22 protein-coding genes are annotated in these 25,016 nt (G+C 71.2%); 10 read left to right on the top strand and 12 right to left on the bottom strand.

The features are described from left to right. Positions 1 to 35 precede the first annotated feature (35 nt). Positions 36 to 542: a tRNA adenosine deaminase-associated protein gene (locus FZ103_RS08685; protein ID WP_156000879.1), complete on the bottom strand. Its 507-nt coding sequence runs from the start codon at positions 540 to 542 to the stop codon at positions 36 to 38. A gap of 322 nt (positions 543 to 864) precedes the next feature. Between FZ103_RS08685 and upp the strand changes: the two genes are divergently transcribed. The 4 genes from upp to FZ103_RS08665 all read left to right on the top strand — a co-directional run bounded on the left by upp (position 865) and on the right by FZ103_RS08665 (position 3,600). After that, positions 865 to 1,506 carry a uracil phosphoribosyltransferase gene (upp, locus tag FZ103_RS08680; protein WP_156000173.1) on the top strand — a complete coding sequence of 214 codons (642 nt, stop codon included), beginning with the start codon at positions 865 to 867 and terminating at the stop codon, positions 1,504 to 1,506. A gap of 468 nt (positions 1,507 to 1,974) precedes the next feature. Further along, the gene (locus tag FZ103_RS08675; protein ID WP_156000172.1) at positions 1,975 to 2,196 is read left to right on the top strand and encodes a three-helix bundle dimerization domain-containing protein; all 222 of its coding nucleotides are present in this window, start codon (positions 1,975 to 1,977) and stop codon (positions 2,194 to 2,196) included. Between the two features lie 320 nt (positions 2,197 to 2,516). Then, positions 2,517 to 3,035 carry a PH domain-containing protein gene (locus FZ103_RS08670; RefSeq protein ID WP_156000171.1) on the top strand — a complete coding sequence of 173 codons (519 nt, stop codon included), beginning with the start codon at positions 2,517 to 2,519 and terminating at the stop codon, positions 3,033 to 3,035. Between the two features lie 358 nt (positions 3,036 to 3,393). Next, positions 3,394 to 3,600: a hypothetical protein gene (locus FZ103_RS08665; protein ID WP_343233443.1), complete on the top strand. Its 207-nt coding sequence runs from the start codon at positions 3,394 to 3,396 to the stop codon at positions 3,598 to 3,600. Between the two features lie 208 nt (positions 3,601 to 3,808). On the opposite strand, the gene FZ103_RS08660 is transcribed toward FZ103_RS08665, so the two are convergent. The 3 genes from FZ103_RS08660 to dnaB form a co-directional block, all read right to left on the bottom strand. Then, complete coding sequence (locus FZ103_RS08660) at positions 3,809 to 4,339, bottom strand: SRPBCC family protein (RefSeq protein WP_156000169.1); 531 nt, start codon at positions 4,337 to 4,339, stop codon at positions 3,809 to 3,811. Between the two features lie 196 nt (positions 4,340 to 4,535). After that, entirely contained in the window at positions 4,536 to 4,889 is a 354-nt protein-coding gene (locus FZ103_RS08655) for a VOC family protein (RefSeq protein ID WP_156000168.1), read from the bottom strand. A gap of 145 nt (positions 4,890 to 5,034) precedes the next feature. After that, positions 5,035 to 6,960 carry a replicative DNA helicase gene (gene dnaB / locus FZ103_RS08650; RefSeq protein WP_343233442.1) on the bottom strand — a complete coding sequence of 642 codons (1,926 nt, stop codon included), beginning with the start codon at positions 6,958 to 6,960 and terminating at the stop codon, positions 5,035 to 5,037. A 336-nt stretch (positions 6,961 to 7,296) separates the two neighbouring features. On the opposite strand from dnaB, the gene FZ103_RS08645 reads away from it, so the two are divergent. Continuing rightward, the gene (locus FZ103_RS08645) at positions 7,297 to 8,649 is read left to right on the top strand and encodes an MATE family efflux transporter (RefSeq protein WP_156000166.1); all 1,353 of its coding nucleotides are present in this window, start codon (positions 7,297 to 7,299) and stop codon (positions 8,647 to 8,649) included. Positions 8,650 to 8,663: 14 nt separating this feature from the next. Here FZ103_RS08645 and FZ103_RS08640 read toward each other — a convergent pair whose 3' ends face one another. From FZ103_RS08640 to FZ103_RS08610, 7 genes are all read right to left on the bottom strand, one after another. Continuing rightward, positions 8,664 to 9,485 (bottom strand): peptidoglycan recognition family protein, encoded by an 822-nt coding sequence (locus FZ103_RS08640; RefSeq protein WP_156000165.1) that lies wholly within the window; start codon positions 9,483 to 9,485, stop codon positions 8,664 to 8,666. Positions 9,486 to 9,655: 170 nt separating this feature from the next. Next, a complete protein-coding gene (gene rplI / locus FZ103_RS08635; protein WP_186356035.1) occupies positions 9,656 to 10,102 on the bottom strand; it encodes a 50S ribosomal protein L9 in 447 nt (148 codons plus the stop codon). 25 nt (positions 10,103 to 10,127) lie between these two features. Next, entirely contained in the window at positions 10,128 to 10,364 is a 237-nt protein-coding gene (gene rpsR, locus FZ103_RS08630) for a 30S ribosomal protein S18 (RefSeq protein ID WP_040273181.1), read from the bottom strand. 109 nt (positions 10,365 to 10,473) lie between these two features. After that, positions 10,474 to 11,016: a single-stranded DNA-binding protein gene (locus FZ103_RS08625; RefSeq protein ID WP_156000164.1), complete on the bottom strand. Its 543-nt coding sequence runs from the start codon at positions 11,014 to 11,016 to the stop codon at positions 10,474 to 10,476. Between the two features lie 91 nt (positions 11,017 to 11,107). Continuing rightward, positions 11,108 to 11,398 (bottom strand): 30S ribosomal protein S6, encoded by a 291-nt coding sequence (gene rpsF / locus FZ103_RS08620; RefSeq protein ID WP_156000163.1) that lies wholly within the window; start codon positions 11,396 to 11,398, stop codon positions 11,108 to 11,110. A gap of 90 nt (positions 11,399 to 11,488) precedes the next feature. Beyond that, positions 11,489 to 12,790 carry a glycosyltransferase 87 family protein gene (locus tag FZ103_RS08615; protein WP_343233441.1) on the bottom strand — a complete coding sequence of 434 codons (1,302 nt, stop codon included), beginning with the start codon at positions 12,788 to 12,790 and terminating at the stop codon, positions 11,489 to 11,491. 57 nt (positions 12,791 to 12,847) lie between these two features. After that, positions 12,848 to 15,466, bottom strand: coding sequence for a transglycosylase domain-containing protein (locus tag FZ103_RS08610; RefSeq protein WP_186356034.1), 2,619 nt, complete (start codon positions 15,464 to 15,466; stop codon positions 12,848 to 12,850). Between the two features lie 789 nt (positions 15,467 to 16,255). Between FZ103_RS08610 and FZ103_RS08605 the strand changes: the two genes are divergently transcribed. From FZ103_RS08605 to FZ103_RS08590, 4 genes are all read left to right on the top strand, one after another. Continuing rightward, positions 16,256 to 16,870, top strand: coding sequence for a PadR family transcriptional regulator (locus FZ103_RS08605; protein WP_156000160.1), 615 nt, complete (start codon positions 16,256 to 16,258; stop codon positions 16,868 to 16,870). A 93-nt stretch (positions 16,871 to 16,963) separates the two neighbouring features. Continuing rightward, a complete protein-coding gene (locus FZ103_RS08600) occupies positions 16,964 to 18,043 on the top strand; it encodes an inositol-3-phosphate synthase (RefSeq protein WP_156000159.1) in 1,080 nt (359 codons plus the stop codon). A gap of 194 nt (positions 18,044 to 18,237) precedes the next feature. Continuing rightward, positions 18,238 to 18,984, top strand: coding sequence for a hypothetical protein (locus FZ103_RS08595; RefSeq protein WP_156000158.1), 747 nt, complete (start codon positions 18,238 to 18,240; stop codon positions 18,982 to 18,984). Positions 18,985 to 19,120: 136 nt separating this feature from the next. Further along, a complete protein-coding gene (locus FZ103_RS08590; RefSeq protein WP_186356033.1) occupies positions 19,121 to 20,425 on the top strand; it encodes an MFS transporter in 1,305 nt (434 codons plus the stop codon). An 80-nt stretch (positions 20,426 to 20,505) separates the two neighbouring features. Here FZ103_RS08590 and FZ103_RS08585 read toward each other — a convergent pair whose 3' ends face one another. Further along, positions 20,506 to 22,056, bottom strand: a complete 1,551-nt coding sequence (locus FZ103_RS08585) for a CCA tRNA nucleotidyltransferase (RefSeq protein ID WP_186356032.1) — start codon at positions 22,054 to 22,056, stop codon at positions 20,506 to 20,508. 424 nt (positions 22,057 to 22,480) lie between these two features. On the opposite strand from FZ103_RS08585, the gene FZ103_RS08580 reads away from it, so the two are divergent. Beyond that, complete coding sequence (locus FZ103_RS08580) at positions 22,481 to 24,958, top strand: DUF6049 family protein (RefSeq protein WP_186356031.1); 2,478 nt, start codon at positions 22,481 to 22,483, stop codon at positions 24,956 to 24,958. Positions 24,959 to 25,016 lie beyond the last annotated feature (58 nt).

The following is a 25,016-nucleotide window of genomic DNA, read 5'->3' as shown; positions in this document are numbered from 1 at the left end:
GCCTGCCTGCCTCAATGCTTCGATCCGTGGGGTCCTTACCCCATCGCGTCCACAGCACGCTGGAACGCCTGGTGGAATCCGATGCGTTCGGCGATGCTGGCGAGGACCTCGTCGGGGTACAGGTCGAGGTCGCCGGCGAGGGCGCCCAGCTCCATCTCGTCCAGGCCGAGGTCGGCGAGCACCGACATGTCGCCGGCGGGAAGCACCTGGTCCAGGTCCTCGTCGTCGGGCACGTCGATGTCGAGGTACTCCAGTACGTCGCGCGCCACCTGCCAGTCGACCGAGGCCGTGACGTCGGACAGGAACAGGCTCACGTCGTCGCCGTAGACGCGCACGATGACGAAGAAGTCGTCGCCGATCGCCAGCATGCCGATCGCCCCGCTGATGCTGGGCTGCTGGCGCAGGGCGTGCAGCAGGCCCTTGAAGTCCTGAGTGAGTGCGACCGGGAGCAGGTAGACGTCCCAGTACTCCTCTTCGCGATAGGCGACGGCCGCGAAGTCGCCACCGCCGTCGTCGTCCTCGCCCAGTTCGAGTTCCGTCATCGTCACCCCACCAGTCCGGCTGTGATCGGGCCAGGATCCCAGATCGTCCGGCGCGGCGTCATCGTAGCGGTCGCGGTCGCCCGCGACCCGGTTTCCCCAATGGGAATCTGCCTCGTGATAGAAGTCGGCGCTCACAACCTCTATTACAACGGACATCCGGCGCCCAGCAGAACGCTATGGCCGACCCGATCGGATTACGGATGCCGCCGCACGCCGCGCGAAGCGCCGAATCCCCTGGTGGGCGGTGGGTTCGGCCCCTCTGCACACGGATAGACTCGGACGCCGATTTCCCATCGTTTGCCCAGCTCACTCGGAGTGTTCAATGGAGACCCTGGTCGTCGACCACCCGCTGGTCGCGCACAAGCTCACCACCCTGCGCGACGTGCGGACCGATTCACCCACCTTCCGGCGGCTGACCGACGAGCTCGTGACCCTGCTCGCCTACGAGGCGACCCGCGACGTGCGCGTGGCCGACGTGACCGTGGAGACCCCGCTGACGCCGATGACCGGGGCGCAGCTGACCCGGCCGACCCCGCTGGTGGTGCCCATCCTGCGCGCGGGGCTGGGCATGCTCGACGGCATGACCCGGCTGCTGCCCACCGCCAAGGTGGGCTTTTTGGGCATGGCCCGCGACGAGGAGACCCTGCGTCCGGCCACCTACGCCGACAGGCTGCCCAACGACCTCTCGGGGCGGCAGTGCTACGTCCTCGACCCCATGCTGGCAACCGGCGGCACCCTGGCCGCGGCGATGCGCCTGCTCGTGGAGCGCGGTGCCGACCACGTCACCGCCATCTGCCTACTGGCCGCCCCCGAGGGGCTGCACGCCCTGACCGAAAACCTGGGCGAGCAGAACGACGTGACGCTGCGGGTGGTGACGGCCGCCATCGACGACCGCCTGAACGACAAGGGGTTCATCCTCCCGGGCTTGGGCGACGCCGGCGACCGGCTCTACGGATGCGTCTGAACCGATGCGGACTTCCGGGCATCTGACCCGGTGACCGCGGTCGCTCCGGAGCCCCGCCGGCGGCGTCCGCGGAGTCCGGCGGGCGGCCGGACATGATCGACCTTTTTTGTATCGATCTGGAACGTGATGATTGGACGTCCGAAAATGGGGAACGACGCCATGGTGATCCGGCGGACCCCTGCGCCCGGCGTGGGGTCTCCGCGTTCTGAGCATGCAGAACATACCGATTTGCGTAGGCCGAATTCAGACTGAGACGGAGTCGTGACACAAAAGGCCGATCATGGTGCACAGTCGACCTGCAACCTCGATCGCCGACAACCGCATAGCCTCCCCCGAATCCCCCATCGCCCCCTACTGACGACCCTCGCCACTATGTCCGACCCCTAGTCTTGTACCCAGGGCGGTTACGAAGCGCCCGCATGCGGGTACCCAGCGCAACCGGTCACCCTTTTCCCTCGAAGGAGTGAGATGCCCGAGAAGACCACTACGCCGCGCGACCTCTCCCCCGTCGTCGAGCGCCTGAACTCCGAGTTCACCGGCGTCCACGACACCGCAACCATCGCCCGCTGCGTGGATGCGGCGCGCCAGGGCGCCCTGGACGTCACCGGCCGGGCAACTCCGGAGCTCGTGGAACGCATCGCCCGCCAGCACCTGCAGGTCCTCGCACTGGCCTTCGCCGAACGCCGCTGACCACCCCAGGGGGTGACCAGCGCCACACGGCCCGCTGGGAACGCCACGCCGGTAACGGGCATCTAGCTTTACGGGCCTGTATGTCGGTGTAACAATCACCTTGGGTCAGTGGGTCGTCAGCAGCATTCGTGGGGAGTCGGTCATGGCGAGGTTGAAAAAGTGGTTGGGGTACGCCCTCATCGCTTTCATCGCGTTTTATCTGCTCACACAGCCGGAAAGCGCTGCCGGAGTCATCCAGACCGGTGTCGGGGGACTCATGTCGGCCGCTGAATCAATGTCCCGATTCGTGAACGCCCTGAGCGCATAGGGGTCGCCCGGCCATGAGGCTCGTCGCACCGCCGAACCGGGCGCCGGCATCGGTCAACCGCTATCTTCTGCCCTACGAACAGGACGTCGTCACCATCCGCCGGCACCCGGCGGTGCTGATCGGTCCCGTCGCCGCCGTGCTCGGTGCGCTGATCTTCGCGGGCATCCTGAGCAACACCCCCATCGCCGGCAGCGCGGCCGCACTGGCGGTCATCTGGTGGGTGTGGCTGCTCATCCTCGTCTGGTTCGTCTGGCGCGTGGCCGAGTGGTCGGTCGACTACTTCGTCATCACGTCGCAGCGGCTGCTGCTGACCCAGGGGCTCATCACGCGCCAGGTCAACATGATGCCGCTGGGCAAGGTCACCGACATGCGCTTCGAGCGCTCGATCCTGGGGCGCTTCCTGGGCTACGGCACGTTCGTGATGGAGTCGGCCGGTCAGGACCAGGCGCTGAGCCGGATCCACTTCGTGCCCTACCCGGAGCAGCTCTACCTGGAGGTCGTGGGTCTGATCTTCAAGGATCCCAACGAGTGATCCGCCGCTCGGCCGGCGCGCGAGCGTCCGTCGAGCAGCGAACACACCTCGGCATCGAGGTAACGGCGAGGGCCCGGCCGCGCGGCCGGGCCCTCGCCGTTTCCGGCCGCCCGGCCGCAGGATGGGCACCCCCACCTGCCCGAGCGCCTCGACCGCCTCCCGCCGGCACCCCCGCCCACCGCCGCGCCGCACGCTGTTCACCTTTTGTTCACCTGAATCGCTACCCCCCAGCTCGCATGCCGCGCCGACCTCCGGATAGAGAGACCGGTCTGGGAATCCAGATTGACCACAGGGTGAACGTAGGGTTAACTAGAGTCTTCACTAAGGCGAACGAGGGGGTGCCGCAATGAACCAACCGGTGAGCCCGGCGCCACAGACCAGCCGTACCGCTCCGCCCCGCCGCCGCGCGCGCAGTGCCGTACGACGCCGCAGCGCCGACGCGCCCAGCGTCGCGCCGCGCCCGCGCGAGACCGCCGAGGCCCTGGCCTCCGACCGTCCGCTGCTGAGCTGGCAGCTGGTGACCGACGACAACGGACGGACCCGTCCCGAGGCCCGCTGGGTCTGAAAGACGGGAACACCCGTCCCCCGCTGAGGGGGCCGGCCGCACGCCGCGGCCGGCCCCCTCAGCGCTTTCTCGGGTGCGCAGGCGGAGCACCGCTGACGCCGTGCCGACATGGCGTGTCGCCGACAGGTCCCCGGATCCCTCCGTCCCCGCCTGACCGCCGACCCCGTCCGGCCCTCCGCGGAGGAGGCGCTGCGTGCACGGGCGGCCGCTACCCGCCGCCTTCGGCGCGGTTCTTGATGCTGCGCAGGGTGGTCTCCATGCCGGCGCGCAGCTCGTCGAGACGGCCGACCACGATCTGCTCTTCGAGATCGGGCATGCGGTCGATCGCGGCGGTGAGCCCGGAACGGCCCGGTCCCAGGCGCACCCCGTACCGCAGCAGCGTGCCGCCGCCCTCGGGCTCCAGGGTGTAGCGCCACACCGCCATCGGCTGGTCGGGATCGTCGGCGGGCGGGCCGAAGCGGCCGTCGGCGTCGAGTACCGCCCAGCCGAAGGCGCGCTCGGGGCTGAACTCGACGACCTCGCAGACGGTCCGCCATTCGCCGAGGCGGCGGCTGCGGTTGTGGCCGGCGAAGCGCGCCCCCAGTGCCGGGCCCTGCGCCGCGTCCAGCCACTCGGCCCGCATCAGCTCCGGGCTGTGCTCCGCAGGCAGCGCGATGTCGGTCACCAGTCCCCAGACCCGCGCGGCCGGAGCCGCGATCCGCGCCTCGCACCCGGTCTGCGGCCCGTCCGAAAACCGCATGCCGCCCCTCCTCCAGCACGACCCGTACGGGACCACAGTCTGCCCGAGGCACCGCGGGCCCGATGCGCCGGGCCCCCGGCGCCAGGGGTGACAGGGTGACAGGACGACAGATCGGTTTGTCGGCCAACGGTTTTCGGACGGCCACGGCCCATGCGCACCCCCCGGCTCATCCCGAGCGGTGGCAGGGTTTCGTCGCCTACGTGCGCCGCCGGCCGAGGATGCAGAACTCGTTGTCCTCCGGGTCTGCCAGCACCACCCAGGACTGCTCGCCCTGGCCGACGTCCACCCGCCGTGCGCCATGAGCCAGCAGGCGGTCCACCTCGGCGTCCTGGTCGTCCGGTCGGAAGTCCAGGTGCAGGCGGTTCTTCACCGTCTTGCGCCCCTCGGACCTGACGAAGAGGAGCCCCGGCAGGCGGTCGGGCTCGGGACGGATCTCGAACACGTCGGTGTCGGAGTCGACCACGACCCACCCGAGCGCCTCGAGCCACCACTGCCCCAGCCCGACCGGATCCGCCGCGTCGACGATGACCTGTTCCCATTCCAAAGACATCCGCCGATCTTAGACCGGCACGTGTGAGGGCCGCGACCGAATTCCGCCGCTCCATGCCGATTACCGCCCCGATCCGGCGCCGCCCCGAATCCGGCATCGCATCGAAGACTCCGGCACGGGACCGGTCACCGGCGGGGTCGCCGAATCACCCCGGCGCCATGTCGACAAAGCGGCTGTAGTGGCCCTGGAACGCGACGGTGACCGTGGCGGTGGGGCCGTTGCGGTGCTTGGCGACGATCAGGTCGGCCTCGCCCGCACGCGGGGACTCCTTCTCGTGCACGTCCTCGCGATAGAGCAGGATCACCATGTCGGCGTCCTGCTCGATGGATCCGCTTTCACGAAGATCGCTGACCTGGGGCTTCTTGTCCGTTCTCTGCTCGGGACCGCGGTTGAGCTGGGACAGCGCGATGACCGGGACCTCCAGCTCCTTGGCCAGCAGCTTCAGCGACCGCGACATCTCCGAGACCTCCTGCTGGCGGCTCTCGACCCGGCCGGCCGAGCTCATCAACTGCAGGTAGTCCACCACCACCAGTTTGAGGTCGTGCTGCTGCTTGAGGCGGCGGCACTTGGCGCGGATCTCCATCATCGACAGGTTCGGCGAGTCGTCGATGAACAGCGGCGCGCTGGCGACCTCGCCCATCCGGCGGGCCAGGCGCGCCCAGTCGTCGTCGGTCATCATGCCCGACCGCATCGTGTGCAGCGGCACCCGCGCCTCGGCGGAGAGCAGGCGCATGACGATCTCGTTGCGGCCCATTTCGAGGCTGAAGAAGACGCTGGTGAGCTGGTGCTTGATCGAGGCGGCCCGGGCGAAGTCCAGGGCGAGGGTGGAGTTGTGCGTGGGGATGCGCGCGCGGGTGGCCAGGTACAGGTGGTCGGGGTGGTCGACCTGGACGCAGCGCACCGGGACGCTGGCCACGCGTCGGGCGGCGACGACGCGGTGCGAGTGCGGCTCGGGCGCCGCGGCGCCGTCCACAGACTGGGGATCGAGCAGGGCCGCGGCCGTCGGCGCGGTGCCGGCCGGGGCCGCCCGGCCGGGGGCACGGCCCGGCCGCTGCGCCGGCATCGAATCCGGCGCGGCGACGACGATGTCGGGCGGTGCGTCCCCGGCGGGCACGTCCTCCAGCGCGGCCGCGATCTCGCCGGTCGTGGCCAGGCGGCACACCGGTGCGCCGCCCGCCGCACGCCGCACGGTCGGCCACTGGTGCCGGGCGTCGGCCACCACCGCGGTGCCGTCGGCGAACACCAGCTCGTAGCAGGGCCGCCCGGTCATCACCCCGGTGGCCGCGACCACGCGCGTGGGGGTGCCGTCGGCGGCCACCAGCTCGTCGCCCACGGCCACCCGGCCCATGGTCGTCCAGCCCCGCGGCGTGGGCAGCGGCGTGTCCAGCGCGAGCGCCTTGCCCACCGCCGGGCGCGCCGCGATGATCACCATCTGGCCCGGGTGCAGGCCGTTGGAGAGCTGGTCGAAGTCGGTGAAGCCCGTGGGCACACCGGTCATCGAGCCGTCGTGGGAGGAGATCGCCTCGATCTCGTCGAGGGCCCCCGGCATGATGTCGCTCAGCGGCAGGTAGTCCTCGCCGGTGCGCTTCTCGGCGACGCGGTAGATCTCGGCCTGGGCGTGGTCGACGAGGTCGTCGACCTCGCCGTCGCCGGAGTAGCCGATCTGGGCGATGCGTGTGCCCGCCTCGACCAGGCGGCGCAGCACCGCGCGGTCGGAGACGATGCGCGCGTAGTAGCCGGCGTTGGCCGCGGTTGGGATGGCCTCGGTAAGGGTGTGCAGGTAGGGGGCTCCGCCGACGCGGGCGATCTCGCCGCGCTTGGTCAGCTCGGCGTTGACCGAGATGGCGTCGACCGGCTCGCCGCGGGAGAACAGGTCGACGATCACGTCGAAGACGGTCTGGTGGGCCGGCCGGTAGAAGTCGGCGGATCGCACGATCTCGACCACCTGGGTGATGGCCTCCTTGGACAGCAGCATGCCCCCCAGCACGCTCTGCTCGGCCATGATGTCGTGCGGCGGTGTGCGCTCGAATCCGGTGCCGGTGTCATCCGGCGGGTGTTCGGCGACGCTCACGTGGATTCCCCCTGCTTCACGATCGGCATGTCCAGACATGCCCGAGCTTGGATTCTCGCGACTGCGGCACCCGTGGCGCAAAGCAGCCTGTGGACACAGCTGGGGAGATCCTGTGGACGAGTGGGGAGATCCTGCGGATAGCTTGTGCACAGCACCTGTGGATAACTTCCGCACACTGCGCCGATATGCTGTGTGACCAGGAAATACTTTGTGCACCGGCTGTGCGTGAAAGAAAATTCCCCCGCCGCTGTCCACAAGTTATCCACAGGCTCCCCCGCTGGCGGTGGACAACCCCGCCCAACCAGTCGAACACCTGTCCGCTATCCTGGCAAGGACATGCCCGCTCTCCTCTCCGCGCCGCCCTTCCGCCACGCCCACGACCGCGAGATCTTCCGGCTCGCCGTCCCCACCTTCTTCGCCCTCGTCTCCGAGCCGCTGTTCCTGCTGAGCGACTCCGCCATCGTGGGCACCCTGGGCACAGCGCCGCTGGGCGGCTTGGGCGTGGCCGGCCAGGTGCTGATGACACTGGCCAACCTGTGCATCTTCCTGGCCTACGGCACCACGTCGGCCGTGGCGCGCCGGTTCGGCGCGGGCGAGGTCGCCGCCGGGCTCCGCAGCGGCATCGACGGGCTGTGGCTGGCGCTACTCATCGGGACCGCCATCCTCGCCGTCGGCTATCCCGCCGCCCCATGGCTGGTGCAGGCCCTGGGGGCCTCGCCCGACGTCGCCCCCTACGCGCTGGTCTACCTGCGCATCAGCCTGCTCAGCGCCCCGGGGCTGCTGATCATCATGGCCGGCACCGGGGTGCTGCGCGGTCTGCAGGACGCCACCACCCCGCTGGTGGTGGCGGTCGGGGCGAACCTGGCCAACATCGGGCTCGCGGCGCTGCTGGTGCTGTGGCTGGACTGGGGGATCGCCGGCTCGGCCTGGGCCACCGTCGCCGCCCAGAGCGCGGGAGCCGCCCTCTACGTCGGCGTCGTCTGGCGGGCCGCCCGGCGCCGCGGGATCTCCCCCGCTCCCAGCGCCGCGGGGCTGCGCGCGGCCGCGGGCGCGGGGTTCGCCCTGTTCGTGCGTACCGTGTCGCTGCGCGTCGTGCTGGTCGTGTGCACCGCCGTCGCGGCTCGGCTGGGCGACCCCGAGATCGCCGCCCACCAGGTGGCCACGCAGATCTGGGCGCTGCTGGTCTTCGCGATGGACGCCATCGCGATCGCCGGGCAGGCGATCATCGGCCGCTATCTGGGCGCCTCCGACGTCTCCGGCGCCCGCGCGGCCACCCGGCGGATGGTCGAATGGGGCGTGCTCGCGGGAGTGGTGTTCACCGCGGTGGTGTTCGCGGTGCGGCCCTGGGCGCCGCTGCTGTTCACCGACGACCCGCTGGTGCACCGGCTGCTGCTGGGAACACTCGTGGTGGTGGCGCTCATGCAGCCGCTGAGTGGTGTGGTCATGGTGCTCGACGGCATCCTGATGGGCGCCGGCGACCAGCGGTACCTGGCGTGGGCCGGCCTGTGGACGATGCTGGCGTTCCTGCCCTGCGCCGCCGCCGTGCTCTACAGCCCGGCCGCGGAGTCCGAGGCCGGGCTGGTGCTGCTGTGGTGCGCCTTCGCGGTGTGGATGGCGGCCCGCGGAGTCACTCTGGGAGTGCGTGCGCGCACGGACGCCTGGCTGGTGGCCGGGGCGACACGGCCCTAAACGGCCGCGTCCTGCTAGCGGTCGTCGGGGCCCACGGCCGGCCCGTGGTAAAAGGGCGCACGCCGCTCCTGGGCGGGGACCTGCGGATAGGTGGGCAGGTGCTCCTCAGGGACGGCGGAGTCGTCGCGCAGTCGGATCCGGGCCCGCAGGCCGCGCATCCGCGTCCCGACGTCGCTGCGCAGCCGCGGCAACAGCGCGTAGAGCTCGTCGCCCGGGCACGCGGTGACGTTGTAGTCGCGGTGGCCCACGATCGCCGAGGCCGGGTTGAGGCCGTAGGCCAGGCACAGCCAGGCGCACGTCTCGACGAGCGCGTCCATCAGGTCGCCCGGCGGCTTGGCCGACACGTAGTTGCCCTCGCTCTCGATGCCGATCGTGTGGCCGTTGTGGTTGGCCGTGTGGGCTCCCACGACGTGGTCGCCGTCGCCGATCGCCATCAGCGAGCGGTTGCGGCCCTCCATGATGTAGCCGCCGCGGCTGATCGTGAGCTGCTGGCCGATGTCGCTCCAGCCGTTGGTGTCCATGTGGTACTTCTGGATCGACCGGGAAAGCCGGAAGGCGTGGCTCTTGCTGCGATCGGAGCTGTTGGCGGTGGCGGTGTGGTGCAGCACGATCCGGTCGGGCGGGGAGGACCGCACCTCCGCCCGGCGCTTGGGACTGCGGGCGTTCCATTCGCCGCGGTTGTAGACCCGCGGCCGCGCCGCCGCGAGTGCACCGTCGGCCGCGGCCAGGTCGATCGCGCCGCCGAGCAGCACGCCCCCGGCCGCCAGGGCGGCTCCGTGCAGGACACTCCGGCGCGCGACGCCCGTGTCCGTTCTTTCCGCGTCAGGGCTGGACATACCGGCCTCACCCTTCCTGTGGAGTTACAGGCCCACAGGAAGATAATGTCACCGTTTGTCGTCAAAGCGTTACGAAGTGGATCCGGCGTGTCGCTCGCGCCCGCACCGCACATGCGAAAGGCCCCGATCCCGCCGGTGCGGAATCGGGGCCCGTGTTGCCGAGGCCGCGGTCAGACGCCGACGACCTGGACCGCGATGGTGGCGCTCACCTCGGGGTGCAGGCGGATCTGCACCTTGTGGTCGCCCACCGACTTGATGGGGTTGCGGATCTCGATCCGGCGCTTGTCGACCTCCGGGCCGCCGGCCGACTTCACGGCCTCGGCGACGTCGCCGGCGGTGACCGAGCCGAACAGCCGACCGCCGTCGCCGGCGCGCTGGTTGAGCTTCACCCGCATCGAGTTGAGTCGGCCCGCGATCTGCTGGGCGTCCTCCAGGGTGCGGATCTCGCGGGCGGCGCGAGCACGGCGGATCGAGTCGATCTGCTTCTGCCCGCCGCGGGTCCACCGGATGGCGAACCCGCGCGGCAGCAGGTAGTTGCGGCCGTAGCCGTCCTTCACCTCGACGACGTCGCCCGGGGCGCCGAGGCCGGTGACCTCTTGGGTCAGAATCAGCTTCACGACAAACCTCCCTCGAAAATCCCCGTTAGCGAGCGGTGCTGGTGTAGGGCAGCAGCGCCATCTCGCGGGCGTTCTTGATCGCCGTGGCGACGTCGCGCTGGTGCTGCGTGCAGTTGCCCGTCACCCGACGGGCGCGGATCTTGCCCCGGTCGGAGATGAACTTCCGCAGCAGGGTCGTGTCCTTGTAGTCGATGTAGGTCAGCTTTTCCTGACAGAACAGGCAAACCTTCTTCTTGGGCTTGCGCGCTGCCGGCTTCGCCATCGTGGTGCTCCTTTGCAAGAGCCCCGGGTGTCCCGGGGATGGTCAATCGGACAGGATGAGGCGGATGCGCGGCCGGGCGGCCGCGCGGGTCCGCGTCGGGGGTGAGCGGTCAGAACGGGGGCTCGTCGGAGAAGCCTCCGCCTCCACCGCCGCCGAAACCGCCGCCGGTCGCCCAGGGGTCGTCGGCCGGAGGGCCGGAGCGGCCGCCCTGAGGACCGCCGAAGCCGCCCCCCTGGTTGCCGTAGCCTCCGCCGCCGCCCTGGCCGCCGCCGAAACCGCCGCCCTGGCGCTGCACCTTGGTCACCTTGGCGGTGGCGCTGCGCAGCGCGGGGCCGACCTCGTCGACGTCGATCTCGAAGACGGTCCGCTTCTCGCCTTCCTTGGTCTCGAACGAGCGCTGCTTGAGACGGCCCTGCACGATGACGCGCATGCCGCGCTGCAGGCTCTCGGCGACGTTCTCCGCGTACTGCCGCCACACGGAGCAGGTGAGGAACATCGACTCGCCGTCGCGCCACTCGCCGCTCTGGCGGTCGAAGATGCGCGGGGTCGAGGCGACGCGGAAGTTGGCGACCGCGGCACCACTGGGGGTGAATCGCAGTTCCGGGTCGTCGACGAGGTTGCCGACGAGCGTGATCTGGGTTTCGCCTGCCATGGATTGGCTCCGGATTGAGTAGTCGGATCAGGCGTGCGGGCGGGGAACGCCGGGCGACCGGGCGCCGGTGGTCACGACGGGTGCGGCGCCTCTAGTGCGCCGCGGGGCGCAGAACCTTCGTGCGCAGCACGGCCTCGGTGAGGTTCAGCTGGCGGTCGAGCTCCTTGACCGTGGCGGGCTCGGCGGTCAGGTCGATCACGGCGTAGATGCCGTCGGTGTTCTTGGAGATGTCGTAGGCAAGGCGCCGCTTGCCCCAGACGTCGACCTTCTCGATCGTGCCGCCGTCGTTGCGCACGACTCCCAGGAACTGCTCCAGCGACGGGGAAACCGTACGCTCGTCGAGACTGGGGTCGAGGATGACCATCACTTCGTAACGACGCATGGGCGTTCGTACCTCCTCTGGACTGTCGCGGCCATGGTCTCTCCATGGCAGGAGGGCATTGAGCCAGACGGAAGCCAAGGTTACCAGCCGTCAACCCCTCGGATCGCCCTTCCGCAGGCAATCCACAACCGTCAGGACGCACATCGCCACGACCCCGGCCCACCGGCCCAGCAGCACCAGTGCATAGCCCTCGAACGGCAGCCCGGCGGGCGGGCCGGCGACCGCGGGGTCGCCCTGCTGGGAGACGTACAGCAGGTGCTGCCAGATCCCGAAGAAGTAGCAGACCTCGGCCGCCTGCCACAGAGCGAAGACCGCCGCCGCGACGGCCGGACGCACGGTGCGGGGCCAGGCGAGGGCGGCCAGCGGCAGGAGCCACAGCACGAACTGCGGCGACCACACCTTGTTGGTCAGCAGGAAGGCCGCCACCACCAGGAACACCAGCTGCTCCAGCGGCGGCCTGCGGCGCGCGAGCAGCCCCAGCAGCCCGATCCCGGCGCAGCAGACCACGAGTGCACCGGTGCCGGTGGCGTTGACCAGGTCGAGGTCGCCGGAGTCGAAGAGGCCGTAGCCGCCCAGGGCGTAGTAGAGCGACCCCCAGTCGGTGCCGCGCTCCTGGCTGAAGCGGAAGAACGTCGCCCAGTTGTGCGGGGCCGCCAGATACACCGGCAGGTTCACCGCCGCCCAGGCCGCGGCGGCTCCGGCGAGGGTGCGCAGGAAGTCGGCCGCCTGCAGCCCGCCCTCCTTGCGCCACACCTCGCGGAGCATGAGGACGAACAGCGGGCCGAACACCAGGAACGGGAAGAACTTGGCGGCCGTCGCCAGGCCGATCAGCGCGCCCGCCGCCCACATGCGGCCGCGGGAGTAGCACACGAGCGCGCCCACCACCAGCGCCACCGCGAGCAGGTCCCAGTTGATCAGCCCGGCCAGCACCGCGGCAGGCGCCAGGGCGACGAAGCCCCCGGCCAGCAGCGCGGCGCGCGGGCGGAAGTCCCCGTCCTCGGCGTCGGCGCCCCCGCGGCCGGCCAGGTAGCCGGTGCCCATCACCGCAGCGACCAGGCAGCAGCCCAGCACCACGGCGGTGAAGTCGAAGTAGGCGAACGCGCGGTCCAGGCCCTCCGGCAGCCACGAGACCGCGCGCGCAGCGGCGTACATCAGCCCGCCGGTCAGCACCGGGTACTCGGTGGGGACGTCCAGGTAGGGGACGGCGCCCGAGCCCAGTCCGTCGCGGTAGTACAGCGGGAAGACGTCGCTGTAGCAGGCGTAGGTGTACTGGCCGCCCTCGACCCACGCGCCGCCGAAGCGGCACGGCCACTTGGCGAGGTAGGCCAGGACCGCGCCCGCTATGCCGAGAAGGGCCAGCCAAAGCCGGGTCCGCCCGGTTTCGGGGGCCACATGCCGCGGGCCGGCGGCATTCGCGCCGCCGGCCCGCGATCCGGATGCCGTGGTCATCTACTGGCTGCCAAAGAGGCCGCCGTCGTCCTCGTCGTTCCCGCGGCCGTTGTTGCCGTCGTCCTCGGTAGCCGGATCCTCGGGGGTCGGCGTCGTCGGCCCCGAGGTCTCGTCCTGGCAGAACCAGTCGTCCGGCCGGCAGGGCGGAGTCGGCGAGTTCGACGGCGGCGCGGTTTCCGGCGGGGTCGACGGCGTGATCGACGGCTCCGGGCTCTCCGGCTCCGGCTCCTCGCTCGGCGTGGCCTGCGGCGTGGGAGACGGCGTGGGGCCGTAGCGCTTGGAGCTGCCGGAGTAGACCGGGTCGGCGAACTCCTGGACCTCCTTGCCCGCCATCGCCTCGGTCATGAACGCCTTCCAGATCTTGGCGGAGGTCGTACCACCGTAGATGGCGCTGACGCCGGGGATGACCAGCTTCTCACCGTCGTCGCGGCTCAGCCCCACCGCCGTGACGAGCTGCGGGGTGAAGCCGACGAACCACGCCGACTTGGCGCTGTTGGAGGTACCGGTCTTGCCGGCCACCGGGCGCCCGTCGGGCAGCGCGGCGGCGTCGCCACCGCCGTTCTCGACGACCTGGGTCATCGCGTAGGTGGCGTCGATCGCGGTCGTCTCGCTGAACGCCCGGGTGCCCGACTCCAGCTTGGCGGCGTCCTTGGGCTCGACCACCTCGCCCTCGGCGTTGGTCACCTTGGTGATCATGTGCGGCGGCATGTGCACGCCGCCGTTGGCGAAGGTGGCGAACCCGGTGGCCTGGTCCAGCGCGGAGACGCGGTAGGTGCCCAGCGCGATGTTGGGGCCCATCGCGGCGGTCTCGAACTGGTCCTCGCTGACGCCCGCCGCACCGGCGATGTCGACGACGGCCTGCGGCGTGGTCTCGATCGCCAGCTGCACGAAACTGGTGTTGATCGAGTTCGCCGTGGACTCGACCAGGTCGACCTCGCCCCAGTCGCGGTTGCTGTCGTTCTGGATCGGCTCGGCCACACCCGGGAACTCCTGCGGGGAGTCGCCGTTGAAGGTGCTCTTGAGTCCGATCCCCTGCTCCAGCCCGGCGGCCAGCACGTAGGGCTTGAACGCCGACCCGGCCTGGGCGTCGAGGTTGAGGGAGTTGTTGGGGTCGGAGGTGAAGTCCGTACCGCCGTAGAACGCCTTGATCTCGCCCGTTCGCGGATCGAGTGAGGTCAACCCCTGGACCGTCTCCTCGGGCATGTCGGGGAGGGTCTGGGAGAAGGCCTTGCCCGCCTGCTTCATCAGCTTGGGGTCGAGGGAGGTCTCGACGGTGTAGCCGCCCGTCGACACCTGACTGGGCTCCAGCCCGTAGCGGTTGGCCAGCTCGTCGATGACCGCCGTCATGATGTAGCCCTCTTGGCCCTGGATGTCGCGGCCCGGGTCGTACTCGATGACCTCGGGGAACTCCAGCTTCTCGGCCTCGGCCTTGGTCATGCCCAGCTCGGGGTTGTTCTGGTGCATCTCGACGAGGCCGTCGCGCGCGTAGTCCCAGCGCTCCTTGAGGATCTCCTCCATCTTCGAGCCCTCTTCGACGGTCTCGAAGTTGCCGGGCTGCTGGATGATGGCGCCGATGAACACGCCCTCGGCGGCGTTGAGGTCCTGGACGTCCTTGCCGAAGTAGGCCTGGGCGGCGGCCTGGACGCCGTAGGCCTGGCGCCCGAAGTAGATGGTGTTGAGGTACTTCTCCAGGATCTCGTCGGGGTGCATGGTCTGCCCCGCCTTGATGGCGATCAGGATCTCGCGCAGCTTGCGGGTGTAGGACCGCTCCTGGGAAAGCACGTCGTAGTAGTTGCGCGCCATCTGCTGGGTGATGGTGGAACCGCCGCCGGCCGAGCCGAGGGTCAGCACCGCGCGCATGGTGCCGGTGATCGAGATCCCCGGCTCCTCGTAGAAGTTGCGCTGCTCCGCAGCGAGGACGCCGTTGACCACGGACTTGGGGATGTCCTCGCGCTGGACCATGACCCGGTTGACCTCGCCGGTGGTCACGGCCTCCTTGCCGTTGGCGTAGTTGATGCTCGTGGCGGCGAGCATCGCGCTGTCCTGCTGGTCGATCGTGCGCGGGTCGGGGGTGTTGGCGTAGGCGATGCCCAGCACCGCGACGCCGGTCACGAACATGACCCCGCAGGTGATCAGCGCCGGCTTCCACGCCTTGGCGAAGAAGCGCTTGAGTGGGCCGCGGTCGTCGTACTCGTCGGGATCCTCGCCCCGGTGCGCCCTGCGGCGGCCACCGGAGTGCGCGGCGCGGCGCCCCGGGCCAGCCTCGGCGCGGGCTCCGCCCGCGGCGCCCGCGGCGCGCCTGCCGCCGCCCTGCCTGCCCGGCTCGGGGCGGCGCCTGCGGCTCTCGCCTGCGCCCTCGGCACGGCTGCGCCGCGCGGGTCGCTCGTCGTCCCAGAAACCGTCGCCGCCGCCCGGGCCGCCGTAGCCGCCGGCCCCGCGGCCGCCTCCGCCGTCCCAGAAGCCGGCCGTGTCGTCGTTACCCGGCCTGCGCCGACCTCCGGCGCGTTCGTCCCCCGCCGGGCCGCCGGCCCGGCGCCTGCCGCCGTCGCCGCGCGCGCCGTCGGCCGGGCCGTTGGCCCGGCGGCGCCCGCCGGCATTCCGTCGTCTTTCGGTACTCACGCGTCCTCGATTGCTGTTCAGCGGCCGATAGGCCTTACGACTCGGGTAAGGGAGGGGGATGAGCCCTGCACGAAGGCGAATACGGCCTACGGAACGAACCGCACCAATCGTTTCGGGGGTTCGGCGTCCGAAGTATGGGACGCCCGACTGGCGCGGATGGTTTTCCCGTCCGCTCCGAAGACCTCGTCCTCTGCTTCCTCCTGTCGGCGACCTCTAGGCAAGAATCCCGTTTCAAGAGCACGGCCGGGCATCGGCCTGCGCAGCCGGCCTCGGCTCGCTCCCGCCTCGACCCCCGGGCCCGTCTCGGGGGCGGGCCACAGGCGCACCGGGTCTCACGGGTAAAGCACCCGTCACGGTAGAGCGAGGCCGCCGCGTAGCACAACCCAGGCGGGAGCGTACCGGTTGGCCGACCTCCCTGAGTCGCGAACGGTTACTCCGCGTATGCGGCCGGAAGTCCCCGACCGGTCCGAGCCCCGCCGCGAGGGCCGCGCAGTTCCATTCTGGCGGATGCTAAGCCGCAGGTCGCCCGTGTTCCCTCTCGGACGCGCCGCTGCACCGGGCCGTCCCCGGGGGTGTTAGATAGCCAACATAGGGTTGCGTTATATCGAGGCGATATAGTCATAACGGAAAAACCACCCATTGACCCCATCGTCCCAGAGACCTCCGCATCGGGACCGCGACGGCGCTTTCTCCGGCGCTCCCGCACTCCCGATCGGCGCGGGCGGGAACAGATCCGGCCGCGGTGCGGCTGACTCCCATAGGCGCAAACGAACCAGGAGGTGCACCACGATGAGCACAGGGCGGGCCCGGGTCCTGGAACTCGCCGTCCTCGGGCACCTCGCCTCGGCCCCGATGCACGGATACGAGCTGCGCAAGCGCCTCAACTCCGAGCTCGGCGCATTCCACGCGTTCTCCTACGGGTCCCTCTACCCGTGCCTGAAGTCGATGCTGCGCCGCGAGCTCGTGGCCGCCTCCACACCCGGCGACGGCGCCGTGCGGGGGCGGCGATCGCGCATCGTCTACCGGCTCACCGAACGCGGCCGCGACCGGCTGCACGAGCTGCTCTCCGAGAGCACCCCCGCGGCCACCGACGACGAGTGCTTCGGGGTGCACTTCACCCTGTTCGGCCGCACCCGCTCGGAGGTGCGGCTGCGTATTCTCGACGGCCGGCGCGCACGGCTGCTGGAGCGGCTGTCGGCCCTGCGCGAGCGACTGGGGGAACAGGTGCAGGACCCCTACGCCGTTGAATTGAACCGCCATCGGGCAGCGGCCATCGAGAGCGAGGTCGACTGGCTCGACGCCCTCATCCGCCAGGAGCGGCGGTGCGCCGAGAGGTCGGCGGGTGCCGGTGTGGGCCTGCCACCGCATCAGGGGGCGTCAACGCACACCGACAGCCGGCGCTAGCCGGGGCGGCCCCGGCCGCCGCAGTCGGCGCGTCCGCTCTCCCGGCGCGCGCCGCGACATTCCCAATCAGCAACGAAAAAGGAGCAAGGACCAATGGGTTCGGTACGTGTAGCCGTCGTCGGTGTTGGAAACTGCGCGGCGTCGCTCGTCCAGGGCGTCCACTACTACTCAGATGCCGACCCCGAGGCCCGGGTCCCCGGCCTCATGCATGTGCAGTTCGGCTCCTACCACGTGCGCGACGTGGAGTTCGTCGCCGCGTTCGACGTCGATGCGAAGAAGGTCGGCCACGACCTCGCCGACGCGATCAGCGCCAGCGAGAACAACACGATCAAGATCTGCGACGTGCCGCCCACCGGAGTGACGGTGCAGCGCGGCCCCACCTTCGACGGGCTGGGGCGGTACTACCGCGAGACCATCGAGGAGTCCACCGAGGACGCCGTCGACGTGGTCGCGGCGCTCAAGGCGGCTCGCGCCGACGTGCTCGTCTCCTATCTCCCCGTGGGCTCGGAGGAGGCCGACCGCTTCTACGCCCAGTGCGCCCTCGACGCCGGCGTGGCCTTCGTCAACGCCCTTCCGGTCTTCATCGCCTCCGACCCCGAATGGGCGGAGAAGTTCACCCGGGCCGGAGTGCCGATCGTGGGCGACGACATCAAATCCCAGATCGGCGCGACCATAACCCACCGCGTGCTCTCCAAGCTCTTCGAGGACCGCGGAGTGGTGGTGGACCGCACCTACCAGCTCAACTTCGGCGGGAACATGGACTTCATGAACATGCTGGAGCGCGAGCGGCTGGAGTCCAAGAAGGTCTCCAAGACGCGGTCGGTCACCTCCCAGATCCCGCACGAGCTCAACGCCGGATCGGTGCACATCGGCCCCTCCGACCACGTGCCCTGGCTCGATGACCGCAAGTGGGCCTACATCCGCCTGGAAGGGCGGGCCTTCGGCGACGTGCCGCTGAACCTGGAGTACAAGCTGGAGGTGTGGGACTCCCCCAACTCCGCCGGCATCATCATCGACGCCCTGCGCGCCGCCAAGATCGCCAAGGACCGCGGGATCGGCGGCCCCATCCTCTCGGCCTCCTCCTACTTCATGAAGTCCCCGCCCGAGCAGCACAGCGACAGCGACGGCCACGACCTCGTCGAGCGGTTCATCGCGGGCGAGATCGACCGCTGAGCCCCGGCCGCGGCGCCGACCCCGAGACCGGTGCCGCGGCGCACGGACCGGCTCCCAACACGGCGGCTGCGGGAGGACGGCCCCGCGCTCGGCCGGACCCGGCCGCCGCGACCGGTCGGCCGCCGGGCAAGCCATAATGGCGTTCCCACCGAAGCCGACCCGGGCGATTCGTCCGAGCAGGGCAAGGAGCCTCGATGAGCAACCCCCAGGATCCCGGCGGGCCGCCGCCTTCGGGACCGCAGGGACCGTGGCAGCAGCCGCCGGGCCCCGGCGGCCCGCAGTACCCCGGCCGGCAGCCCTCCGGCGACCCCGGGAGCGGATACGGGACACCGCCGGGGCCGCCGCCCGGCGGTTACCCCGGCACCCCCGGAAGCCCCTATCCCCCGCCCCCGGGAGGGCGGCCCCCGGGAGGCGGCGGCAACGCCGGCCTCGTCCTCGTCATCGCCTCCGTCTGCGTGGCCGTCCTCGTCATCGTGGGCGGAGTCGCGTTCGTGGTGCTGAGCAGCCCGGGAAGCTCCTCCGGCGCCGACGGGCAGAGCGCGGGCGGTCAGGGCTCGGGCGAGGAGGGCCAGGATCCGAGCGGCGGCCTCCAAGCCGTCTACGAGGGCACCTGGGACGGGACGCTCGACCAGTACGACAGCGCCGGCAACACGGTAGGCACCTGGTCGCTCACCGTCGAGATCGCCGGCGACACCATCTCGGCCGAGGAGTACGGCCTCGGCGACACCGAGGACGGCCGCTGCACCTGGGAGATCGCCGACGCGCAGGCCACCGAGTCCTCGTTCACGTTCAGCTACACCGTGGCCGACGACCCGGACTGCGTGGACAACGGCCAGGTCGTCATGGAGCCCGCCGGCGACGACTCCCTCGACGTCACCGTCACCAGCGTCTTCTCCGACGGAACTCAGAGCGAGTCCACGGGCACCCTGCACCGGCAGTAGTCCCGCTTTTCGGCGCCTCCTGCCGGCATCCCGCGGCCGGTCCGCGAGCGGACCGGCCGCGGCTGTTTCACGTGGAACATCGGCCGGGGACGCCGGCCGCACCGCCGTGGCCTGCGCCGCGCCGTAGGCTTGACCGGTGTCCTTCTACCGCGATCTGTGCGACGTCCTCCAGGGACCGCGGTTCCGCCGCCTGTTCGCCACCCGGCTGATATCGCAGTTCGGGGACGGCGCCTATCAGGCCGGCCTGGCCGGATACGTCTTCTTCGCTCCGGAGCAGCACGCCACGGCGGCCCAGGTGGCCGCCGCCTTCGCCGTCCTGCTGCTTCCGTTCTCGGCGGTCGGCCCCTTCGCGGGTGTCTTTATCGACAGGTGGTCACGTCGACAGGTCCTGGTCGTGTCCACCCTCGCCAAGGGAGCCGTGGCCGCCGGCACCGCGGCGCTGGTGTGGTCCGGATCCGACGGCCCCGCCTTCTTCGCCACCGCGCTCGTCCTGCTGAGTGTGAACCGCTTCGTGCTGGCGGCGCTGTCCGCCGCTCTGCCGCACGTGGTGCCCCGGCACAAGCTGATGATGGCCAACGCGGTGACACCGACCTGCGGCACGTTCGCGGCGTTCCTCGGCGCCGCCGCGGGCGCGGGACTGCGCCTGCTGGGCGGGGACGGCTACGCGGGGACGGCACTGATCCTGCTCGGCGCCGGTGCGGCCATGGCGCTGGCCGCGCCCGCGGCGCTGACGCTCGGACGCGCCGAGCTCGGACCCGACCTGGACGAGCAGACCGACAGGGTGCGTACGGCCGTGCGCAACGTCGCCGCCGGACTCGTCGACGGCGCGCGCCACGTCTGGCACCGCCGCCCCGCGCGCTATGGGCTCGCCACTATCGCCGGCCACCGGCTCGGCTACGGCGTCGCGACGCTGGTGACCCTGCTGCTGTACAACAACACCTTCACCGCCGGCGGCGTCGCCGGATTCGCGGGCTTCTCCGTCGCGCTTGCGGCGTCGGCGGCCGGGTACTTCGCCGGCGCGGTGGCGACGCCGTGGGCCACCGCGCGGATCTCGGCCGACGCCTGGATCGCGCTGCTGCTGGGCGCCGGTTGCACGGCGCTGCTGGCGTTCGGGCTGCCGTTCACGCCCGCGCTGTTCCCCGCGGCGGGGTTCGCGCTGGGTGCCGTATCGCAGGGCGTGAAGGTCAGTGTCGACACTCTGGTTCAGCGACATGTCGACGACGCCTACCGGGGGCGGGTGTTCTCGGTCTACGACATGCTCTTCAACGCGGCGTTCGTGGGCGGCGCCGGGCTCGCCGCGGCGGTCGTGCCGCGTTCGGGGGTGAGCGCCGGCGTGGTCGCCGGACTCGCGGCGGGCTACCTGGTGATGGCCGCCTGCTGGGCGGTGCGCGCCCGCACACCGGGCCCTGCGGATACGGGCGCGGCGCAACGCGAAGGCTGAGCGAGCCGCCGTGTCGACATGGTGAGGTGCCGACACGGCCGCATGTCGACACGGCGCGGCGGGGTCTGGCGGTGCGCGGGCTACTCGCCGCCCTCCGGGGCCGAATCTCCGCCGGTGCGGGAGCCGCCGCCGTCGTCGAGGTGGCGCTGTGCCCAGGCGCGCAGCTCGGCGGCCGCCGCCTCCTTGTCCATGGGGCCGTTCTCCAGGCGCAGTTCGAGCAGGAACCGCCAGGCTTTGCCGATCATCGGGCCGGGGCCGATCCCCAGGATCTGCTGGATCTCGTTGCCGTCGAGATCGGGACGGACCTTGTTGAGCTCCTCCTCCTCGGCGAGGCGCTCGATGCGGTGCTCGATGTCGTCGTAGGCGCGCGCGAGCGCGGCGGCCTTGCGGCGGTTGCGGGTGGTGCAGTCGGCCCGGGTGAGCACGTGCAGGCGCTGAAGCTGGTCGCCGGCGTCGCGGGCGTAGCGCCGCACCGCGGAGTCGGTCCACTCGCCCTTGCCGTAACCGTGGAAGCGCAGGTGCAGGGCCACCAGCTTGCCGACGTCGGCGACGACGTCCTTGGGGAAGCGCAGCGCGCTGAGCCGGTTCTTGCTCATGGAGGCGCCCACGACCTCGTGGTGGTGGAAGGTGACCCGGCCGCCGGACTCGAACGCGCGGGTCTTGGGTTTACCGATGTCGTGCAGCAGCGCCGCCAGGCGCAGCACCAGATCGGGCTCCATGCCGCGCTTGCGCTCCAGTTCGATGGCCTGGTCGAGCACCGTCAGCGAGTGGTCGTAGACGTCCTTGTGCCGGTGGTGCTCGTCGATCTCCAGCCGCATGCGCGGGATCTCGGGCAGCACCTGGGCGGCGATGCCCAGGTCGACCATCAGCTCCACGCCCCTGCGGGGATTGTCGCTGAGCATCAGCTTGGTGAGCTCGTCGCGGACGCGCTCGGCCGACACGATCGTCAGCCGGTCGGCCATCGCGGCGGCGGCCTCGCGCACCTCGGGCGCCGGGGTGAGGCCCAACTGGGCCGCGAAGCGCACGGCGCGCATGATGCGCAGCGGGTCGTCGCTGAAGGAGTCCTCGGGCCGGCCCGGCGTGCGCAGGCGGCCGGCCTTGAGGTCGGCGAGTCCGCCGAAGGGGTCGACGAACTCGCGCCCGGGCAGGCGCACGGCCATGGCGTTGACCGTGAAGTCGCGGCGCAGCAGGTCGTCGTAGAGCGAGGTGCCGTAGTGGACCTCGGGCTTGCGGGACTTGGGGCGGTAGGACTCGCTGCGGTAGGTGGTGATCTCCAGTTGCAGGCCGCCCTTGCGCAGGCCGACGGTGCCGAAGTCGATGCCAACGGTCCACACGGCGTCGGCCCAGCCCTCGACCAGGGACAGGATGGTCTGCGGCACGGCGTCGGTGGTGAGGTCGTAGTCGTGGACCTCGCGGCCCAGCAGGGCGTCGCGGACCGGGCCGCCCACCATGGCGAGCTCGTGGCCGCCCGCGGAGAACAGCTCGCCCAACTCCTGGACGACGGAGTCGATGGCGCCGAAGAGCTCGGTTATCGCCGCACGCTGCTTGTCGGTGAGGTCGTCCGGGGCGGTCGGCGCAGCCCCGCCCGCGGGGTCGCGGGGGGACTCACCTGGAAACGCTGTATTGGGCACACCACCAGAGACTAAGTCGCCTCATCGCGTCTCGCGAATCGGCGGGAGCGCCTGTGCACAGGGGGCGGCGGGGAACAGGCCGCGTTGAGCGGGCGCCGCGCAGGGTCCGGGCGGGTGTGCGGGGGGCGGCGCCGTCTGGACTGACGAGCGAGGAAGCGAGGAACGAGCGACCGAGCGAGGAGGGAAGGCGGCGCCTCAAAGCGCCCCGCACGCCTGCGGGAAACAGGGACGGGGCCGCCATCCATTCCGCCCGGCCCGTAATGCATCGGAGTGCGGCCGGTGAGGGGGTATCGTTCTCAGCAGTCCGCCGCGACTCACGCGCCCCCGACGGGTAGCCGACCGAGTCGCGCGATTGCGGCGTCTAACGTTTTCGTTCCCAATCCCCCGCGGGCCATTGTCAACCTGACACGGAAGACCTTCTGGCGTGCGTCGAATCGTCCACATCGGCTCGGTCGTGGCCACGACCGCGGCCGTCATCCCGGCCCTGGCCGCGTTCAGCCCTGCCCAGGTTCCGGCTCCCGCCGACCCCGGCGGGAGCGGTGGCGACACCCCCCCGCTGATCGTCGAGGAGATCACGCCGAAATCCATCGGCGCCAACAGCACGATCCGCATCACCGGCCAGGTCACCAACACCACCGGCGGCGAGCTCGACGACGTCAGCGTGCGGTTCAGCTACGCCTCCTACCCCTTCGACGAGCGGTCCGACCTCGACTCCTTCGCCTCCGGAGACAGCGCCGCCCCCGGGATCAAGGGCGCCTCCGTGGAGCTGCCGGACCCGCTGGAACCCGGCGAGTCCGCCGACTACACCCTGCGCGCCGACGCGGGCGAGATGTCGCTGTCCTCCTGGGGCGTCTACCCCATGGTCGTCGAGGCCCTCGACGGCTCGGGCGAGGACTTCGGCCGGCAGCGGACGTTCCTGCCCTACCGCGGCGGCGGCTCCGCGCCCGCTTCTGTCGACATCGCCTGGGTGTGGCCGCTGATGGACCGGCCCCACCGCGCCGACGACAACACCTTCCTGGACGATTCGCTGCCGCAGAGCCTCGGGCCGCAAGGGCGCCTGGGCCGACTGCTGACGATCGGCGCCCAAAGCGATGAGGTGTCGCTGGAGCCCGAGGACCCCGGCGCGGAGAACTCGCCTTCACCGGCGGCGCCGACGCCCTCGGCCTCGGCGTCGGCCGCGGCCGACGCCGCCCCCGGCGCAGCGGGGTCCGCGCAGGCCGAGGACGCCGCGCAGCCGGACTCCTCCACCGTGCCGGTCACCTGGGCCGTGGACCCCGGACTGCTCGCCGACGTCGAACGCCTCACCTCCCCGTACAAGGTGGTGGAGGACCCGCAGGCGGCCGCCGCCGCCCAGGAGAGCGGCGCCGAAGACGCCGAGGACGACGCGGGCATCCCCAAGGAGTCCGCGGAGCCCAGCCCTCAGGCGCGGATCTGGCTGGAGCAGGCACGCGCCGCGCTGGCCGACGATTCGGTGGCGGCCACGCCCTACGCCTCCGCCGACATCGCGGCCCTGCTGCGCCACGGGCTGTCCGACGACGCCGACGCCGCGCTCTCCCTCGGCCACCAGACCGTCGAGCGGGTCCTGGAGCGCTCCGCCGACGAGACCGTGGCGCTGCCCGAGGGCGGGCTGATGAACGTCGACACGCGCGAGTTCTACCAGCGTCACGGCGCCAGCACGTTCCTGCTGCGCGATGCCGCCATGCCCGCTGAGGACCGGGTGGACCACACCCCCACCGCCCAGGCGCCGCTGTCGCTGGGCAAGGGCGAGCAGGGCACGGCGCTGGTCGCCGACAGCGGCCTGGCCGAGGTGCTGCGCCAGGACGCCTCCGGGCTGGGCGAGGCCGCGCTCGCCCAGCAGCGCTTCGCCGCCGAGACCGCGATGATCGCCGGCGAGGACCCCGGTGAGCCGCGGACGATCGTCGCCTACCCGCCCTCCGACTGGGACCCCGGCCCCGAGTTCGCGCGGGGACTGCTGGAGGCCAGCCGGACGCTGCCGTGGCTGGAGCCCGTGGACCTGGCCGACGTCCGGCCCGGCGGCCCGGCCTCCGGCGAGGCCCGCCAGTCGCTCACCTACCCCAAGCGGGGCACCCGCGCCGAACTGGACGGCGCCTACCTGGACCGGATCAAGGACGTGCGCGGCCGGGTGCGGCTGTTCAACAGCATCCTGGTCGACGGCGAGGACCCGTTCCGCCCCGCGATCCTGCGGCTGGAGTCGGCCGCCTGGCGCCGGGAGGACGACCTGTCCGGGCCGGCGCGGGCGCTGGTCCAGCGGTCGGTCGAGCGCGCCATGGACAAGGTGCACATCATCCCCACCGAGCCGGTGACGCTGGCCAGCGCGACGGGCACGATCGGGATCCTGATCGCCAACGACCTCAACAACCACCCGGTCCGGGTGAACCTGTCCATGCTCTCCGGCAACCCCGAGCGCCTGTCCATCGGCAACTACCAGGACTCCATCGAGATCGGCCCCAACCAGAAGACCACCGTCTACGTCCAACTGTCGGCGCGGGTCAACGGCCGCACGATGATCCAGATGAACCTGCACAACCTCAGCGGCGAGCCCGTCTCCGAGGTGCAGTACCTGTCGGTGAACGCCACCGGCATGGGCAGCCAGGCACTCGTCATCAGCGGGATCGGCGCACTGGTGCTCGTCGCCGCGCTGGCCCCGCGCGCCCTGCGCAAGTGGGCGCGCAACAGGTCGGACGGCGCCGCTGCCGCCGCGGAGCCCGGCGGCACGGGCGAGGACGGCGCCGGCACCGGCACCGGCTCCGCCGACGGCGACGCGCAGGGCGCGCAGGCGTCCGATCCCGACGCGGCTGTGCACCACAATGAGGACCGGTCCGCGGACGCCGCGCCGACCGAGAGCGACGACGGGACCGGCGGCGCCGACGCCGACCGGTAGCCGAGCGGACCCACCGCGCGGGACACCGCGCTCGCAATCCAGACACCCGAAGGGAGCC

It is taken from the genome of Streptomonospora sp. PA3, from assembly GCF_009728995.1.
GTDB lineage: Bacteria > Actinomycetota > Actinomycetes > Streptosporangiales > Streptosporangiaceae > Streptomonospora.
Note: the sequence above shows the minus strand (reverse complement) of the source record. Positions and strands in the feature narration are given on the sequence as shown.

Excerpts from the sequence above, each read along its gene's own strand:
- FZ103_RS08685 (WP_156000879.1), bottom strand. The coding sequence starts at position 542 with ATGACGGAACTCGAACTGGGCGAGGACGACGACGGCGGTGGCGACTTC.
- FZ103_RS08625 (WP_156000164.1), bottom strand. The coding sequence starts at position 11,016 with ATGGCAGGCGAAACCCAGATCACGCTCGTCGGCAACCTCGTCGACGAC.
- rpsR (WP_040273181.1), bottom strand. The coding sequence starts at position 10,364 with ATGGCGAAGCCGGCAGCGCGCAAGCCCAAGAAGAAGGTTTGCCTGTTC.
- FZ103_RS08655 (WP_156000168.1), bottom strand. The coding sequence starts at position 4,889 with ATGTCTTTGGAATGGGAACAGGTCATCGTCGACGCGGCGGATCCGGTC.
- FZ103_RS08605 (WP_156000160.1), top strand. The coding sequence starts at position 16,256 with ATGAGCACAGGGCGGGCCCGGGTCCTGGAACTCGCCGTCCTCGGGCAC.
- FZ103_RS08670 (WP_156000171.1), top strand. The coding sequence starts at position 2,517 with ATGAGGCTCGTCGCACCGCCGAACCGGGCGCCGGCATCGGTCAACCGC.
- rpsF (WP_156000163.1), bottom strand. The coding sequence starts at position 11,398 with ATGCGTCGTTACGAAGTGATGGTCATCCTCGACCCCAGTCTCGACGAG.
- FZ103_RS08660 (WP_156000169.1), bottom strand. The coding sequence starts at position 4,339 with ATGCGGTTTTCGGACGGGCCGCAGACCGGGTGCGAGGCGCGGATCGCG.
- FZ103_RS08645 (WP_156000166.1), top strand. The coding sequence starts at position 7,297 with ATGCCCGCTCTCCTCTCCGCGCCGCCCTTCCGCCACGCCCACGACCGC.
- FZ103_RS08640 (WP_156000165.1), bottom strand. The coding sequence starts at position 9,485 with ATGTCCAGCCCTGACGCGGAAAGAACGGACACGGGCGTCGCGCGCCGG.
- FZ103_RS08675 (WP_156000172.1), top strand. The coding sequence starts at position 1,975 with ATGCCCGAGAAGACCACTACGCCGCGCGACCTCTCCCCCGTCGTCGAG.
- upp (WP_156000173.1), top strand. The coding sequence starts at position 865 with ATGGAGACCCTGGTCGTCGACCACCCGCTGGTCGCGCACAAGCTCACC.
- FZ103_RS08600 (WP_156000159.1), top strand. The coding sequence starts at position 16,964 with ATGGGTTCGGTACGTGTAGCCGTCGTCGGTGTTGGAAACTGCGCGGCG.
- FZ103_RS08595 (WP_156000158.1), top strand. The coding sequence starts at position 18,238 with ATGAGCAACCCCCAGGATCCCGGCGGGCCGCCGCCTTCGGGACCGCAG.